Origin of the sequence: Zunongwangia sp. SCSIO 43204, from assembly GCF_019904275.1 — a bacterium.
GTDB lineage: Bacteria > Bacteroidota > Bacteroidia > Flavobacteriales > Flavobacteriaceae > Zunongwangia > Zunongwangia mangrovi.
This window is the reverse complement of record NZ_CP063204.1, coordinates 423,848-440,352: the sequence shown is the minus strand read 5'-3', so window position 1 is coordinate 440,352 and position 16,505 is coordinate 423,848. Positions and strand designations below refer to the sequence as shown.

12 protein-coding genes are annotated in these 16,505 nt (G+C 36.6%); 8 read left to right on the top strand and 4 right to left on the bottom strand.

Going from position 1 to position 16,505, the window contains the following annotated elements:
* Nucleotides 1-9: 9 nt before the first annotated feature.
* Complete coding sequence (locus INR75_RS01960; RefSeq protein WP_223090532.1) at nt 10-1,326, top strand: capsule assembly Wzi family protein; 1,317 nt, start codon at nt 10-12, stop codon at nt 1,324-1,326.
* Here INR75_RS01960 and INR75_RS01955 read toward each other — a convergent pair.
* Together INR75_RS01955 and INR75_RS01950 are read right to left on the bottom strand one after the other, a co-directional pair.
* Nucleotides 1,323-1,946, bottom strand: coding sequence for a metallophosphatase domain-containing protein (locus INR75_RS01955; protein WP_223090531.1), 624 nt, complete (start codon nt 1,944-1,946; stop codon nt 1,323-1,325). The genes INR75_RS01960 and INR75_RS01955 overlap by 4 nt on opposite strands.
* 4 nt (nt 1,947-1,950) lie before the next feature.
* Nucleotides 1,951-2,175 carry a hypothetical protein gene (locus INR75_RS01950; protein WP_092539462.1) on the bottom strand — a complete coding sequence of 75 codons (225 nt, stop codon included), beginning with the start codon at nt 2,173-2,175 and terminating at the stop codon, nt 1,951-1,953.
* Nucleotides 2,176-2,356: 181 nt separating this feature from the next.
* Here INR75_RS01950 and INR75_RS01945 point away from each other — a divergent pair, with 181 nt between their 5' ends.
* Nucleotides 2,357-3,889: a hypothetical protein gene (locus INR75_RS01945; protein ID WP_223090530.1), complete on the top strand. Its 1,533-nt coding sequence runs from the start codon at nt 2,357-2,359 to the stop codon at nt 3,887-3,889.
* Here INR75_RS01945 and INR75_RS01940 read toward each other — a convergent pair.
* Nucleotides 3,886-4,713 (bottom strand): universal stress protein, encoded by an 828-nt coding sequence (locus tag INR75_RS01940; RefSeq protein WP_223090529.1) that lies wholly within the window; start codon nt 4,711-4,713, stop codon nt 3,886-3,888. The genes INR75_RS01945 and INR75_RS01940 overlap by 4 nt on opposite strands.
* 159 nt (nt 4,714-4,872) lie before the next feature.
* Here INR75_RS01940 and rimP point away from each other — a divergent pair, with 159 nt between their 5' ends.
* The 3 genes from rimP to infB are packed head-to-tail and all read left to right on the top strand — an operon-like array spanning nt 4,873 to nt 9,428.
* Nucleotides 4,873-5,337 carry a ribosome assembly cofactor RimP gene (gene rimP, locus INR75_RS01935; RefSeq protein WP_223090528.1) on the top strand — a complete coding sequence of 155 codons (465 nt, stop codon included), beginning with the start codon at nt 4,873-4,875 and terminating at the stop codon, nt 5,335-5,337.
* Between the two features lie 10 nt (nt 5,338-5,347).
* Nucleotides 5,348-6,580 carry a transcription termination factor NusA gene (nusA, locus tag INR75_RS01930; protein ID WP_092539458.1) on the top strand — a complete coding sequence of 411 codons (1,233 nt, stop codon included), beginning with the start codon at nt 5,348-5,350 and terminating at the stop codon, nt 6,578-6,580.
* A 46-nt stretch (nt 6,581-6,626) separates the two neighbouring features.
* On the top strand, nt 6,627-9,428 hold the full coding sequence (gene infB / locus INR75_RS01925) for a translation initiation factor IF-2 (protein WP_223090527.1): 2,802 nt from the start codon (nt 6,627-6,629) through the stop codon (nt 9,426-9,428).
* A gap of 156 nt (nt 9,429-9,584) precedes the next feature.
* Here the strand turns inward: infB and INR75_RS01920 are convergent, their stop codons facing one another.
* Nucleotides 9,585-9,974, bottom strand: coding sequence for an SPOR domain-containing protein (locus INR75_RS01920; RefSeq protein ID WP_223090526.1), 390 nt, complete (start codon nt 9,972-9,974; stop codon nt 9,585-9,587).
* Between the two features lie 224 nt (nt 9,975-10,198).
* Between INR75_RS01920 and INR75_RS01915 the strand changes: the two genes are divergently transcribed.
* Genes INR75_RS01915 through nrfD form a run of 3 tightly spaced genes read left to right on the top strand, consistent with a single transcriptional unit; the run spans nt 10,199 to nt 16,503 of the window.
* Nucleotides 10,199-11,548: a c-type cytochrome gene (locus tag INR75_RS01915; RefSeq protein ID WP_223090525.1), complete on the top strand. Its 1,350-nt coding sequence runs from the start codon at nt 10,199-10,201 to the stop codon at nt 11,546-11,548.
* Nucleotides 11,549-11,595: 47 nt separating this feature from the next.
* Nucleotides 11,596-14,661 carry a TAT-variant-translocated molybdopterin oxidoreductase gene (locus INR75_RS01910; protein ID WP_223090524.1) on the top strand — a complete coding sequence of 1,022 codons (3,066 nt, stop codon included), beginning with the start codon at nt 11,596-11,598 and terminating at the stop codon, nt 14,659-14,661.
* Nucleotides 14,662-14,694: 33 nt separating this feature from the next.
* A complete protein-coding gene (nrfD, locus tag INR75_RS01905) occupies nt 14,695-16,503 on the top strand; it encodes an NrfD/PsrC family molybdoenzyme membrane anchor subunit (protein ID WP_223090523.1) in 1,809 nt (602 codons plus the stop codon).
* Nucleotides 16,504-16,505 lie beyond the last annotated feature (2 nt).

The window sequence follows — 16,505 nt, the reverse complement described above, 5'->3', positions numbered from 1 at the left end:
GAAACTTTTTTGAATGGAGATGAGGCCTTGCCATTTTGGTTGCGTTCAAACGATTATGGAAGAGTTGGTAGGAAGACAAATGCTAATGTTGTAATTGCGCCATCTTACGAGTTATATCTTAATGAAAGATCAAAATTCAAATTTAAATCAGCATTCATTTATCGAGATAGATATAATGAAGTTGGTAAAGCCAGAAATTTTTTTATAGACGAATTATATGCGAAATTCGATTCAAAATATATTGATGCCACAATAGGAGTAAAGCATGATAATTTAAAGTACAATGGTTTGGCTTCTTCAAATCAAAGTATACTCTGGTCAAACAATGCACGTTCTATGCCGGGTTTGGAAATTAAAACAGCAAGGACTGTTTATTTTCTATTTGATAAACGTTTGGGTTTTGATGCTTTGTTTAGTGAGTATTTTTTGAATGATGATAGGTCTACAGCAAACACTCATATTCATCATAAATATCTTTCTTTAGCTTATAAATTAAGTACAACCTCTGATGTAAAATTGGGTATAAGGCATATTGTACAATACGGCGGAGATCCATCTAATTCTAGTTTCGATAATCAGCCCATTGGCTTTGAGGAATATGTGCGTATGTTCCTTGGAAGGGCTGGTAGTGATAATTCATTAGCTATAGATCAGGCAAATGCTATAGGGAATCATATAGGGAGTTATGAACTTGCTTATAACAAGCAGATTGGAGAGGGAGAAATAGAACTGTTTTACAATAGCATATTCGAGGACGGTTCAGGTAGCGCTATGAGGAACATTCCAGATGGAAGATATGGCGTTTTTTATGATTCAGGAGAGTCAGATAAGTTTTTTAATTCTTTCGTCTATGAATTTATATATACAAAGAATCAAAGTCAAACTGCTCCGCATCTATGGGATAATTATTTTAATAGTGGTGTCTATAGTAGTGGCTGGACTTATCACCAAAATGTAATTGGTATGCCTTTTATTACCAGTACTTATTTATCTGATTACGGAGGTGAGTTTATAACCGTTGGAAATAATAGATTGATAGCTCATCACTTTGGAATGCAGGGAAAATTATATTTACCATTTGAATTGAAGTTAAGTTATCGTAGAAATTATGGTTTCAATCAAAATGTAGCCTATTTGAGATATCGTCACTACGATTCTGATGATGAACGATCCCTATTTAAAGTTTCTCCAGAGATTGTTTCAACTTATTTTAAAGTAGGAGTTTTAGAAAGTTTTATTAATCTTGATTTATCTTGTGCCGTAGATTTTTCGAAAGATAGCAGTAATTTCGCAGCAGGTCTTTCAGTTTCCAAATCTTTTTTCTAAACATCCACAACACTAACCCCATTTATCAGCCTGTTTTTACTATCCATTACTGCTGAATTTACAAATAACGTAGGTCCTATACTTTTTTTACCGAAATCATCATGAACGTGCCCAAAAAAATGAAGTTTGGGTTTGATGTCAACTATTTTCTTTAGTAACTCCTCACAGCCAATATTTTTATAGGTTTTACTTTCATCTAATATTCCGTATGGAGGAGTATGCGTAATAAGGATATCTGTATTTTGCGGAATAAGATTCCATTTTTTTCTTATCGATCTTCCTCTTTCCAGATTGAATGCCCAATTTCCATTTCCTGGTGTGAATGGACTACCCCAAATTCTAAAATTTTCCACTGTAATTCCGCTGTCAGATAAATAATGAATATTGTCTGGAATAATATTGTCTAAGTTGGTAGAATATTTATCTAGATGGAAGTCATGATTTCCTGCACATAAGATTTTATGCTTATGCGGTAGTTTAGAAAACCATTGTAAAAAATCTACAATTTCGGGTTTTGTTCCGCCTTCAGAAATATCTCCGCAATGGATTAGAATGTCGCCATCTGGAATTTCCAGATCTTGATGCTTATTGTGCGTGTCTGAAATTGAAATTATACGCATGTAATTATTCGCCGTCCACAGTTCCGTCTTCCTGTTCCTGTGAGATGTAGTCTTTATCTACCGGTAAGAATTTATTGGTGATTTTAGTAAGCGCAAACGCGATGATAACGGCGGTAAATGCAAAGAAAATGAACTTAACCAATAAACTATCACTCATAGCAAAACTGTAAAATGCCAAAAATATTTCAGCAATTATAAACAGAATCTTTATGGATAATTTAAGGATCATTGGTTATTTAGTTGATTGTTGCAAATATAGTTTGTAATCTCTTAATTTTTGTCACAATTTATCAGGTTTGACGAAAATTTAACGTAGCTTACTTTTTCATCATAAAACTTTTAGTTAAATATTCTTAATCCTGTAATGGGCTTTAGTTAAAGGTTGTACATTTCAACTAAACCCCTGTATTTTGAAAAGAAAAACTAAAGTTGTTATTTCGATTTTTGCTGTTCTAATCCTGTTCTTTGTAATAGGATTGTTTCTTAACTCTTTTGTCGAGAAAAAAGCAGTAAACTTACTTGAAAATCAGTTGCCGGAATTGCAATTTGAAGATCTCCAAGTTCAGGTTTTTAAAAATGCTGCTGAATTAACCAAAATCGACCTAACTAGAGGTGAAGTTAATATTCAATCCGAACGATTAAAGATTTCTGGACTCAATTACTGGAAATTTCTTACTAAAAAGAATATTGATCTCAATTATATTGAAATTAATGATCCTGAAGTTGTCTACCAAACAAAGTCTTCTGGTAAAAAATCCTCTTTAAATACAAATAGTGACAACAAAAGTTCTTCAAGTTCAGCTAAGCTTAATAAAAAGATTTCTGTTAAAGAAATAGTTCTTAATCATGCTAAATTTACTTTATTAGATAGTACTTCAGAGGAAAAAATAAAAGTCAAAACCTTCGATTTTCAGCTTCATGATCTAAAGATCGATAGTAACTCGGTTTCAGAAAAAATCCCATTTAATTTTAGCGATTTTGCGCTTAAGGCAGATTCGGTTTTTCTTAAAGTAGACGAAAGACATGTGATGAATGTAACTTCAATCGAAATTCATGAGAAAAATAGTGCACTAAAAGGACTAAAATTAGAATCTATTTATTCTAAACAGGAATTTCAGAAGCATACACCCGTCGAAAAGGATCGTTATGATCTCACTATAGATAGTATTGCAATAGCTAATCAGGATTTTGGGTTTCAAAATGACAGTGTGAAATTTCAGGCATCTAAATTTCTAATCGATAATGTAGATTTTCAGATTTACAGGGACAAAATGCAGCCTAAAGATAATTCTGTTAAGCCAATGTATAGTGAAATGCTTAGGAAACTGCCATTTTTGTTGAAAATAGATACTTTGGAGGTTGATAATACCCGAATTGTTTACGAGGAACGGATGAAAGCTGACCGGCAACCGGGTAAAGTTGTTTTTGCCAATGTAAACGGAGAGATATTCAACCTTACCAATTATAGTAATAAGGCTGAATTTCCCTCTACGCGGGTTACTGCTGCTACAGATTTTATGAATGAAGCTTCGTTGCGATTAAATTGGTCTTTCAAGGTTAATAATCTTAGTGATTGGTTCAATATTTCGGGTAACATGAGTTCGCTTTCAGCAAAAAATATGAATGGGTTTCTAAAACCCGCCATGAACGTAAAAGCTGAGGGAGAAATTACTAATATGGATTTTGATTTTTCGGGCAATCGGAATAAAGCTACTGGTGGAGTAAATATTGGCTATAAAGATTTTAAAATTGAAGTACTAAAAAATGATGGCACAGAAAAAAGCGGATTTCTAACCACTGTCGCCAATATTTTCGTAAAGCATAATGGCGAAAGTGGTAGAAATGTAAATGAGGGTCTTGAGATAACCCGGGATAAAACCAAATCCTTTTGGAATTACCTTTGGTCTTGTGTCAAAAAAGGAGCGCTTAAAACCTTTGTTTAGATCTTAAAAGTGATAACAGGTCGTTTTGCGTGATTAACGAGATCTTCACTAATACTTCCGTTAAAGAAGTGAGCCAGCCCTTTACGGCCATGTGTGCTAATGCCTATGAGATCTGCTTTAAATTTTTCAGCAAAATTTAAAATTCCTTTTTCTACACTTACATCATTATAAATATGCTTTTGCACATTATTGTAGTTCATTTCTTTTAGAAATTCATCTAAATCTGCATAGGCTTGTTTGCTTGTCGTGAAATTATTTGGTGTATTTACGAAAAGCAAATTCAGTTCTGCATCAAAAAGTTTAGCAAATTCGATGGCTTTGAGTAGTGTTTTTTTATTGTCAATTTCAGTATCTGTAGCAAAAATGAATTTCTCGATATTAAAATCTGGTGTTGCTTCTTTGATCACTAAAACCGGGATTTCAGATTGTCTAACAACTTTTTCTGTATTAGAGCCAATAAACATTTCCTGAAATCCGCTACTGCCGTGTGAGCCCATAACGATAAGATCGCAATTATTGTTTTTAGCGAATTCTGTTATACCTTTAAAAGCATAATTAAACTGAACAGCTTCAGCAATTGCAATATTATTTAAGTATTCCTTTTCTTTAATATTACTGAATTGCATATGTGCTAGCTTCATAAAATAAAGGGCTTCCGGTACATTTTGACTATTCCCTTGCACTGGGTCGATAAGACTTAAAGGGAGATCTAACATATGAAGTAAATAGATTTCAGCTTCAAATTTCTTAGCGATTTTTGCAGCAATTTTTAAAGCGTTTTCGGCTTCAATAGAGAAATCTGTAGGTACAAGAATCTTTTTCATGGCTGGAAAGATTATAAATGTTTAATATCTATCTTAAATTTACGAAGATTTTTGCCTAATTGCCTGGTTTTCTTTCTCGGGAATTATTATTATATTTGCACCGTTGAAACTAAAAAAGTACAGCGAGGGGACATAAAGTCCCCTCTTTTTATAACCAGTATGGAGTTGAAGGAGAACGTAGAAAAGTTACTACAAGAAGCATTCGAAGAGAATAATTCATTATTTTTGATTGATCTTATTGTAACACCAGATAGTCAAATTAGAGTGGTTATCGATGGCGATAAAGGTGTCTCTGTAGAAGATTGTATAAATGTGAGCCGTAAGGTAGAGCACAATTTAGACAGGGAAGAAGAGGATTTTTCTTTAGAAGTGACATCGGCCGGTGCAACCGAGCCGCTACAAATTCCCAGACAGTATAAAAAAAATATTGGCAGAAAGTTGCAGGTTAAAACTGAAAATGAAAAATTTGAAGGAAATTTAATCGAAGCTACAGAAGACAGTATTAAACTTCAATGGAAAGCACGTGAACCTAAACCTGTAGGAAAAGGAAAGGTGACGGTAGAGAAAGAAGCTGTATTAGAATATTCAGCGATTGTTGAAGCAAAAGTTATGATAACATTTTAATTGTTTTAGTATGGAAAATCTCGCCTTAATAGATTCATTTTCAGAGTTTAAGGATGATAAGTTGATAGATCGTGTAACCTTAATGGCGATCTTGGAAGATGTTTTTAGAAATGCTTTAAAAAAGAAGTATGGTGAGGATGATAACTTTGATATCATTGTAAACCCTGATAAGGGGGATTTGGAGATTTGGAGAAACCGTGTGGTTGTAGCTGATGGTGAAGTTGAAGATCCAAATCAGGAAATATCTCTTACAGAAGCTCGTAAAATTGAGCCAGATTTTGAAGTTGGCGAAGATGTTTCTGAAGAAGTTAAATTAAAAGATCTTGGGCGTAGAGCGATTTTGGCATTAAGACAAAATCTTATTTCTAAGATCCATGAGCATGATAACACAAATATCTATAAGCAGTTTAAAGATCTTGAAGGTGAGATCTACACTGCAGAAGTTCATCATATTAGACACCGTGCAATCATTCTTTTAGATGATGAAGGTAACGAAATCGTATTGCCTAAAGACAGGCAGATTCCTTCAGATTTCTTTAGAAAAGGAGAGAATGTTCGTGGTGTAATAGAAAGTGTAGAATTAAAAGGGAATAAGCCTAGCATTATTTTATCCAGAACTGCACCTGCATTTTTGGAAAAATTATTTGAGCAGGAAATTCCTGAGGTTTTTGATGGTTTGATTACCATCAAAAAAGTAGTTCGTGTACCTGGCGAAAAAGCGAAAGTAGCAGTAGATTCTTATGATGATAGAATCGATCCTGTAGGAGCTTGTGTTGGTATGAAGGGTTCAAGAATCCATAGTATCGTACGCGAACTTGGTAACGAAAATATTGATGTGATCAATTATACAAATAACGATCAGTTATTTATTACAAGGGCGCTGAGTCCTGCTAAGATCACATCTATAAAAATAGATGAAGAAAATAAAAGGGCTGAGGTTATGCTTAAGCCCGAAGAGGTTTCTAAAGCTATTGGTCGTGGAGGTCATAATATTAGGCTTGCAGGGCAATTAACAGGTTACGAAATTGATGTGTTTAGAGAAGGAGTAGAAGAAGATGTTGAATTATCTGAATTCTCTGACGAAATCGAAGATTGGGTAATCAAGGAATTTGCAAAAATTGGTTTAGATACAGCAAAAAGTATCTTAGAGCAGGATGTGAATGACCTTGTTAGACGTACCGACCTGGAAGAAGAAACCATTCGTGAAGTAATGAACGTGCTTCGCGAAGAATTCGAAGAATAATTTATTGTAGTTAATAAACAAAAGAGGTTAATTTAGAGGGCAATTTATGGCTGAAGCAAAAACAATGCGATTAAACAAAGTATTACGTGAATTCAATATTTCGCTAGATCGGGCTGTAGAGTTTTTAAACTCTAAGGGGCATGATATTGAAGCACGTCCTACTGCTAAAATCTCTCAGGAGACTTATAAGGTTCTTTTTGATGAGTTCCAGACAGATAAAAGCAAAAAAGTAGCTTCTAAAGAAGTTGGTGAGGAGAGAAAGAAGGAGAAGGAGGAGCTACGCTTAGCCCGGGAGCGTGAGCAGGAAGAGAAGAAGAAGGAGCAAGAGAAAAAAGAGCAGGAAAGACTTAAAGAAGAGCAAGAGCGTAAGAAGGAAGAGCAGGAGGCTCTTGGTGCTCGTACTAAACTTTCTGGTCCTAAAACTGTAGGGAAGATCGATTTGGATAAACCCCAGGTTGAAAAGAAAAAAGAGGAGCCTAAAAAGGAAGAAAAGGTAGAAAAAGCTCAGCAGGAAAAGCCAGCCCAAAAACCAGCTGAAGAAAAGCCAAAGTCTAAAACTGATACAAATAAAGATCAGAATACAGCCCCTAAAAAAGAAAAGCCTAAGCAGCAGGAACCTAAGAAAGAAACTCAGGAGAACACTGAAGCTACAAGCCAGGATGAGGAGGTATCAAATCGTATAAAAACAAATTATACGAAATTAGATGGTCCTAATTTTACTGGAGAGAAAATAGATCTTTCTAAGTTTAAAAAGCCTGCTAAGAAGAAAGACGATAAAAAGACTGCTTCATACAACGACGATAAAAAGGGTAACCGCAAAAAACGTCGTCGTAGAATAAGTAAAGATGTAAAAGGAGGTTCTAATCAGGGTGGTGGAAATAATAACAACCGTAAAGGACGTAACAATAAGCAGCGTAGTAGGCCGATCGCTAAAGAAGAGCCTAGCCAAGAAGAAGTACAAAAGCAAGTTAGAGAAACTCTTGAAAAACTTCAGGGGAAATCTAGCAAAGGTAAAGGTGCTAAATACCGTAGAGATAAAAGAGATCAACACCGTCAACGTTCAGAAGAAGATCTTGCAAAACAAGAATCAGATTCTAAAGTACTTAAAGTAACAGAGTTTGTTACGGTAAGTGAAGTAGCGACGATGATGGATGTGCCGGTAACTAAGGTTATTTCAGCTTGTATGTCTCTTGGTATGATGGTAACCATGAACCAAAGATTAGATGCAGAGACTTTATCTATTGTTGCTGAAGAGTTTGGTTACGAAGTTGAATTTGTAACCGCAGATGTTGAGGAGCCAACAGATGAAGATCAGGATGCACCAGAAGATTTACAAGATAGAGCGCCAATCGTTACTGTAATGGGTCACGTAGATCACGGTAAAACATCTTTACTGGATTATATTCGTAAAGAAAATGTGATTGCCGGTGAAAGTGGGGGTATTACACAGCATATTGGAGCTTACGGAGTTAAGCTTGATGGAGGGCAAAAGATTACTTTCCTTGATACTCCTGGTCACGAAGCCTTTACGGCGATGCGTGCTCGCGGAGCCCAGGTAACTGATATTGCAATTATTGTTATCGCTGCAGATGATGATGTGATGCCACAAACTAAAGAGGCGATTTCACATGCGCAGGCTGCTGGTGTTCCGATTGTATTTGCGATTAACAAATCAGATCTTCCAACAGCTAATCCAGAAAAGATTAAGGAAAAGCTTGCTGCAATGAATCTTCTTGTTGAAGATTGGGGTGGTAAAATTCAATCTCATGATATTTCAGCAAAAACCGGTCTTGGTGTTAAAGAGTTATTAGAAAAAGTACTTCTTGAAGCAGAAATTTTAGAACTTCAGGCTAACCCAGAAAAGGTTGCTAACGGTACTATCGTTGAAGCTTACCTTGATAGAGGACGTGGTTACGTAGCTACAGTTCTTGTTCAGGCAGGTACGCTAAAGATTGGAGATTATGTATTGGCTGGTCGCCATAGTGGTAAGATCAAAGCGATGCATGATGAAAGAGGTCACGAGATCAAAGAAGCTGGACCATCAACTCCGGTTTCTATTTTAGGTCTGGATGGTGCGCCACAAGCAGGAGATAAGTTTAAGGTGATGATCGATGAACGTGAAGCTAAAGATATTGCTTCTAAACGTACACAGTTACAACGTGAGCAAAATGTTAGAACGCAACGTCATATTACTTTAGATGAGATTGGTCGTCGAATTGCATTAGGCGACTTTAAAGAGCTTAATATTATTCTTAAAGGTGATGTGGATGGATCTGTTGAAGCATTAACCGATAGTTTCCAGAAGCTGTCTACTGAAGAGATTCAGGTGAATATTATTCATAAAGGTGTTGGTGCGATCACGGAGAGTGACGTATTGTTGGCTTCAGCTTCAGATGCGATCATTATTGGATTTAATGTGCGTCCTGCTGGAAATGCAAGACAGGTTGCAGATAAAGAAGAAATCGATATTAGAACCTATTCTATTATCTATGATGCGATCAATGATCTTAAGGATGCGATGGAAGGTATGCTTTCTCCAGAACTTAAAGAAGAGATTACTGGTACTGCTGAAATTAGAGAGACATTTAAAATCTCTAAAATTGGTACTATCGCCGGTTGTATGGTAACCTCTGGTAAGATCTACAGAAATGCTGGTGTTCGTTTAATTAGAGACGGCGTAGTGATCTATACAGGAGAGCTGTCTTCACTTAAGCGTTTCAAAGACGATGTTAAAGAAGTAGCTAAAGGATACGATTGTGGTATGCAGGTTAAAAACTACAATGATATCAAAGAAGGAGACGTTATTGAAGCTTTTAGAGAAGTAGAGGTGAAGAAAACCCTTAAATAGTTATTAGACTTACGTAAATAGAAAGGCCGCAAATGCGGCCTTTTTTATTTATAGTCTTCTTGCTATTCTTATTTGATAGCGAAAAAAAACCAAGGCTTAAAATGATTAATATCATTTTAATTTATCCTAGATTTGACAGGTGTATTATTGACTATATTATTTTCTTTTTGGTTTAGGAATAAAAGCAGAAGGATAGGTTTCTTTTATGACTAAAAGTGCTCTGTCTGCTTCTAATCGATTTCTAAAATTTCCAACCCAAACTTTATAATTTGGCGCTTCATATTTTATCCTCGCAGGGTACTCATATAGCGATTCATAATCCTTTATTTCTTCGCTAGCTTCGCCATTGCTTCCACTAAATAGCTGAATTACAAATCGATCGCCAATATTGTGTGATTTTTGAAGCTTTACTTTCGTTTGTATTAATTCTGCGATCATTTCATCTTCAGAAATGTTAATTTTTGCTGAATCCTCTTGGCAGATGGCTACGCCAGTAAAACTTAAAAACGTGCCGAGCATTAGGTTTCGGAAGCTTAAAATATTCATAGTTATGATTTTATAGACAAATGTAAAACTAAATAACTGAGATTCTATCAATTTTATTATTTAGAACTAATATAAATTACCTATTAACGCTTCTCTAACATAAACAAAATCCAACTTAAGTATTACTTTTGTGCCTGAATTTAATGGTGCGATTCTAAGTTTTTACGTACAGATTTTAGTCTTAAAAACCGTACCAAAGTTTAGACGTTAATTCAACTTATAATATGAAAAAGGTGAAATACCGCCACTCAACTTCGCGATTGCTCTTAATTGTAGCGCTTTTTCTATCGTTCACAGTAACGAGTTTTGCTCAGGATTCCACAGATGTCGAGGCTGGCGAGCCAGCGACAGCTGCTGATGCAGCAGATGCTTCAGCTTCTGCAGAACTAGGAGATCCCGAAGCAGGAAAAGGTTTGTTTAATTCTTTATGTGCAGCTTGTCATAAACCGTATTCAGCAAGTATTGGTCCTGCTTTGAATGGTGTGACTTTAAGACATGATAAAGAATGGCTTTACGCATGGATTAAAAACAATGCTGAGCTAAGAGCTTCTGGTGATGCAGATGCTGAAGCAGTTTATCAGGAATACAATGGTACTGCGATGCCAGCTTTTCCTCAATTGTCTAATGAAGATATCGATAATATTCTTGCTTACGTAGAGCAACCAGAACCAGAACCAGCTGCTGCTGCAACTGGAGGTGCAGGTGCTGAAGGCGGAGAAGGATCTGGTGGAGGTGTTTCTGTAAATATAATCCTTGGGGTTTTAATATTTGTACTGGTAATGTTACTTGTTGTTTTATTCTTGGTGAATAAAACATTAAAGAATTTTGCTGCTGCAAGCGGAGTAACACTTCCAGAGAAACCATCAAGAAAACCAATTTGGCAGGCGTTTGTAGAAAACCAGTTTTTAGTATTGGTGTTTTCTATCGTTGTTCTATTAGGTGTTGGTTATTTTGCTTACGGATTTTTAATGCAGGTTGGGGTAGATCAAGGTTATCAGCCAATCCAACCAATTCATTATTCACATAGAATTCACGCTGGGGACAATGGTATTGAATGTAAATATTGTCACTCTTCAGCGCGTGTATCAAAAACTTCAGGAATTCCATCTTTAAATGTATGTATGAACTGTCATAAAGCAATTTCAGAAGTTGCTCCAGAAACAGCTACTGCAGAACACTCTAAAGAATTCTATGACGGTGAAATCGCTAAGCTTTATGATGCCGTAGGATGGGATCCTGCTACTAGAACATATTCAGGAGATCAAAAACCTGTGAAATGGGTAAGAATTCATAATCTTCCAGATTTTGTTTACTTTAACCACTCTCAGCACGTTTCGGTTGCTGGTGTTCAGTGTCAACACTGTCATGGTCCAATTCAGGAAATGGAAGTTGTACATCAGGAAGCACCACTTACAATGGGATGGTGTATTAACTGTCACAGAGAGACTGGAGTTCAGATGGAAGGAAATGAGTACTATGAAAAGATTCATGAAGAGCTTTCTAAAAAGTATGGGGTAGAAAAGCTTACCATTGCTGAAATGGGAGGTCTTGAATGTGCAAAATGCCACTATTAATAACTGCGTAAGCAGATATAAATTAAGAAGTTAATATCTAGATATATATGTCATCAAACAAAAAATACTGGAAAAGTGTTGAAGAGCTAAAAGGTAGTTCTGTTGTTGAGACGCTAAAACAAAAAGAATTTGCAGAAGAGATTCCTGTTGACGAATTTCTTGGAGATGAAGAGTCTTTAAGTAATTCAAAAACTTCTAGAAGGGATTTCTTAAAGTATGTTGGGTTTAGTACTGCTGCGGCTTCACTAGCTGCTTGTGAGGGTCCGGTTGTAAAATCGATTCCTTACGTTGTTCAACCAGAGAATATTGTTCCTGGTGTGGCAAATTACTACGCTTCTACTATTGCAAATGGTTTCGATTTTCAAAGCGTATTGGTTAAGACTCGTGAGGGCCGTCCAATAAAAATTGAGAATAACGACCTTGCTAAAGTAAAAGCTGCTGGCGGTGCTCGTGTTAATGCTTCAGTTCTTTCTTTATATGATAAGAAAAGAGTGAAGCGTCCTATGATAGACGGTAAGAATGTTTCTTGGGAAGAATTCGATCGTCAGGTAGGAGCTGATTTAAACGGAGTTTCAGGAGATATCGTTTTGTTAACTCAAACTTTCGCAAGTCCAAGTACTACAAAATTAATTCAGGAATTCAGCGCTAAATACCCAAATGTAAAACATGTGGTGTATGATGCTGTTTCTGAAGATGCTGCTCTTTCAGCTTTTGAATCTAGATATGGAAGAAGAGCATTGCCAAATTACGACTTTAGTGAAGCAGAAGCGATTGTTTCTGTTGGTGCAGATTTTCTAGGTGATTGGCAAGGTGGAGGATACGATGTAAGTTATGCTAAAAGTCGTGTTCCAGAAAATGGAAAGATGTCCAGACACGTTCAATTTGAATCTAACCTGTCTTTAGCAGGAGCGAAAGCAGATAAGCGTGTTCCGGTTAAACCATCGCAGCAAAAAGCAATTCTAGCTGCATTGTATGGTTATATAGTTGGTGGTGGTTCTACAAGCGAATTATCTTCTAATATCGATGATGCTGTTGTGAAAGCTGCTAGCCAGTTAAGAGAAGCTGGAAGTAAGGCGGTGGTTGTTTCTGGAATTCCAGATGCAGACGCACAATCATTAGTTTTGGCAATTAATGAGGCTTTGGGTAGTACAATAATGGATACTGATAATGCGCGTATGACCCGTCAGGGAAATGCTGCTCAGGTTTCAGAACTTGTACAGGATATGAATTCCGGTAGTGTTGGTGCTGTAATGGTAGTTGGTGTAAATCCGGCTTACAGTTTGCCAAATGCTTCAGAGTTTGTTGAAGGATTAAATAATGTAGAAGTTTCTGTTTCATTTACCATGAAAGAAGATGAAACAGCTAAACTTTGTAAATATGTAGCGGCTACTCCGCATTATTTGGAGAGCTGGGGTGATATCCAGTTTACAGATCAGCAATTCAGTTTAATGCAGCCTACAATTAGGCCATTATTTGACACGCGTCAATTTCAGGATTGTTTATTAAAATGGTCAGGAAATAGCCAATCTTATAGTGAATATATCAAAGAAACCTGGTCTGGTAACTTATCAGGAGGCTGGAATCAAGCACTGCATGACGGTGTTTTTGAAGGAACAAGTCCTGTTGCTGTAGGAGCTTCAGAAGACTTTACTTCTTCAAATAATGATGCTTCTTCTTTAAGAAAAGTAGTTTCTTCTTCTCAGGAAGGAGGTGAGTATGAACTTACTCTTTACACTAAAGTTTCAATGGGAGATGGAGAGCAGGCAAATAACCCTTGGTTACAAGAGCTTCCAGATCCTATTACTAGAACTACCTGGGATAATTATTTAATGATCTCTAAAGCCGATGCAGATAAACTTGGTTTAGAGAATGAGATAGTTTCTAATGGAGCTTTAAACGGTAGTTATGTAAACATTAGTGTTGGAGATACTACTGTAAAAAATGTTCCGGTTATCGTACAACCTGGTCAGGCTAAAGGTTCTGTCGCTCTGGCGCTAGGTTACGGTAAGAAAGAAGGAATGCAAAAGGAAATGCAGGTTGGTGTTAATGCTTACCCACTGTATAAAAACTTTAGTTCTTTCCAGAATGTAACTATAGCGAAAGCTGAAGGAACGCATGAGTTTGCCAGCGTACAGATGCAAAGTACACTTGCAGGACGTGATGATATTGTTAAGGAAACGACACTTTCTGTTTTAACTAACAAAAGTAAACACGAATGGAATAGTGTTCCTGAGGTAGATTATAATCACCAGGAAATTCCTGTTAGTGATGAGAAAGCTGATATTTGGAGTGCTTTTGATCGTACTATAGGTCATCACTTTAATCTATCTATAGATCTTAACGCTTGTACCGGTTGTGGTGCCTGTGTGATTGCTTGTCATTCTGAAAATAACGTACCAGTTGTAGGTAAGGATGAAGTAAGAAAGTTTAGAGATATGCACTGGTTAAGGATCGATAGATATTATTCGGCTGGTGATACTTTTGTTGAGGAGCAGGAAAAACTAGAAAACCTTCCGGCTTTCGAGACTTACGACACCATAGAGGATCCATCTTATGATAATCCACAAGTGGCTTTTCAGCCAGTTATGTGTCAGCATTGTAACCATGCGCCATGTGAAACTGTGTGTCCAGTAGCGGCAACATCTCACGGACGTCAGGGGCAAAACCAAATGATTTATAACAGATGTGTAGGTACAAGATATTGTGCAAACAACTGTCCTTATAAAGTAAGAAGATTTAACTGGTTTAATTACGCTCAAAACGAAGAATTTGATTATCACATGAACAACGATCTAGGTCGTATGGTATTAAATCCAGATGTGGTAGTTCGTTCTCGAGGAGTTATGGAGAAATGTTCTATGTGTATCCAAATGACACAAAAAACTATTCTTGATGCTAAGCGTGAAGGAAGAGCTATCAAAGATGGCGAATTCCGTACTGCATGTTCAGCGGCTTGTGATACCGGTGCAATTGTTTTTGGAGATGTTAATGATAAAGAATCTAAAGTTTCCAAATTACAGGAAGATGATAGAACTTATCATTTACTTGAAAGTATAGGTACTAAGCCAAACGTAATGTATCAGGCTAAAATCACCAATACTGCTGAAGCATAATAATTAAGTAATAAGAATCAATTTTTAAGAAATATGTCGTCACATTACGAAGCACCTATAAGAGAACCTCTTGTTACCGGGGAGAAAACTTATCACGATATAAGTGTTGAAGTAGGAGCGCCTGTACTTGGTAGAGCAAATAAAACCTGGTACATTGTATTTACACTTGCCTTAATTGCATTTTTGTGGGGATTAGGTTGTATTATTTACACCGTTTCAACAGGAATCGGAGTTTGGGGATTAAACAAAACCATAGGTTGGGCCTGGGATATTACTAACTTCGTTTGGTGGGTAGGTATCGGGCACGCTGGTACTTTAATTTCCGCAGTGTTATTGTTATTCCGTCAAAAATGGAGAATGGCTGTAAACCGCTCAGCTGAGGCAATGACAATTTTTGCCGTTGTCCAGGCAGGTTTGTTTCCAATTATTCACATGGGGCGTCCATGGTTAGCATATTGGGTACTGCCAATTCCTAACCAGTTTGGTTCTTTATGGGTAAACTTTAACTCACCACTTCTGTGGGACGTGTTTGCGATTTCTACATATCTATCGGTTTCACTGGTTTTCTGGTGGACTGGTTTACTTCCAGATTTTGCAATGCTTCGTGATAGAACAACAAATGAATTTCAAAAGAAAATATACGGTATACTAAGTTTTGGATGGAGTGGTCGCGTAAAAGACTGGCAACGTTTTGAAGAAGTGTCTTTAGTTCTTGCTGGTTTAGCAACACCTTTAGTACTTTCTGTACACACGATTGTATCTTTTGACTTTGCTACTTCAGTGGTTCCTGGATGGCACAGTACTATTTTTCCTCCTTATTTCGTTGCAGGAGCTATTTTTTCTGGATTTGCAATGGTACAAACCTTGCTTATCATTATGAGAAAAGTAGTGAATCTTCAGGATTATATTACGCTACTTCATATCGAGTATATGAACAAGGTAATTTTGTTAACTGGTGGTATCGTTTCTGTAGCTTATATTACTGAATTCTTTATAGGATGGTATTCTGGTACAAGCTATGAGAATTATACTTATTTGTCTTTTGGTGCTGCCACTGGTCCATACGCATGGGCATTTTGGGCGCTAATTATATGTAACTTTGTTGTGCCATTGACTCTTTGGGTTAAGAAACTTAGAAGAAACATCCTTTGGACGTTTATTGTAGCTCTGGTAATCAATATTGGAATGTGGTTTGAACGTTTCGATATTATCGTTATCGATTTAAGTAAAGGTAGAACTCCATCTTCATGGGCGATGTTCTCTCCTACTTTTGTTGATATTGGTGTTTTTATCGGTACAATTGGCTTCTTCTTTGTATTATTTCTTTTATATGCAAGAACTTTCCCGGTAATTGCACAGGCTGAAGTGAAAACGATCTTGAAGTCTTCTGGAGAATATTATAAAAATCTACGTGCTAAACATGGTGATGACGTGCCTCATCATGCTGAAAGTGATCCTACAGCAAAGGAGCCAGAAGCTAATGTAAAGGATAGTGATGCTTTTATGGGTAGTACTTCGAGTGAAGGATCTTCTCATGAGGCCACAGTGAATGCTGATGCACTAAATCTGACTGACACGCAGAAAGATCAATTAGATGCTATGTTAGCAAGAATTGGAACTTACAATCCACAAACTGAGAAATCTGATGATTTGCAGAAGTTGGATGGTGTTGGCCCTGTATTAGAACAACATTTACATCAGGTTGGTATCTATAAATACGATCAGATAAGTAAATTAACCAAAGAAGATTACGAATTGCTGGATGAAGTTATAGAGAACTTCCCTATTGCTACTAATCGTGGTGACTGGAATGTACAGGCAACTGAATTAAAAAATAAATAATC

Excerpts from the sequence above, each read along its gene's own strand:
- INR75_RS01955 (WP_223090531.1), bottom strand. The coding sequence starts at position 1,946 with ATGCGTATAATTTCAATTTCAGACACGCACAATAAGCATCAAGATCTG.
- INR75_RS01950 (WP_092539462.1), bottom strand. The coding sequence starts at position 2,175 with ATGATCCTTAAATTATCCATAAAGATTCTGTTTATAATTGCTGAAATA.
- INR75_RS01940 (WP_223090529.1), bottom strand. The coding sequence starts at position 4,713 with ATGAAAAAGATTCTTGTACCTACAGATTTCTCTATTGAAGCCGAAAAC.
- rimP (WP_223090528.1), top strand. The coding sequence starts at position 4,873 with ATGGAGTTGAAGGAGAACGTAGAAAAGTTACTACAAGAAGCATTCGAA.
- nusA (WP_092539458.1), top strand. The coding sequence starts at position 5,348 with ATGGAAAATCTCGCCTTAATAGATTCATTTTCAGAGTTTAAGGATGAT.
- infB (WP_223090527.1), top strand. The coding sequence starts at position 6,627 with ATGGCTGAAGCAAAAACAATGCGATTAAACAAAGTATTACGTGAATTC.
- INR75_RS01920 (WP_223090526.1), bottom strand. The coding sequence starts at position 9,974 with ATGAATATTTTAAGCTTCCGAAACCTAATGCTCGGCACGTTTTTAAGT.
- INR75_RS01915 (WP_223090525.1), top strand. The coding sequence starts at position 10,199 with ATGAAAAAGGTGAAATACCGCCACTCAACTTCGCGATTGCTCTTAATT.
- INR75_RS01910 (WP_223090524.1), top strand. The coding sequence starts at position 11,596 with ATGTCATCAAACAAAAAATACTGGAAAAGTGTTGAAGAGCTAAAAGGT.
- nrfD (WP_223090523.1), top strand. The coding sequence starts at position 14,695 with ATGTCGTCACATTACGAAGCACCTATAAGAGAACCTCTTGTTACCGGG.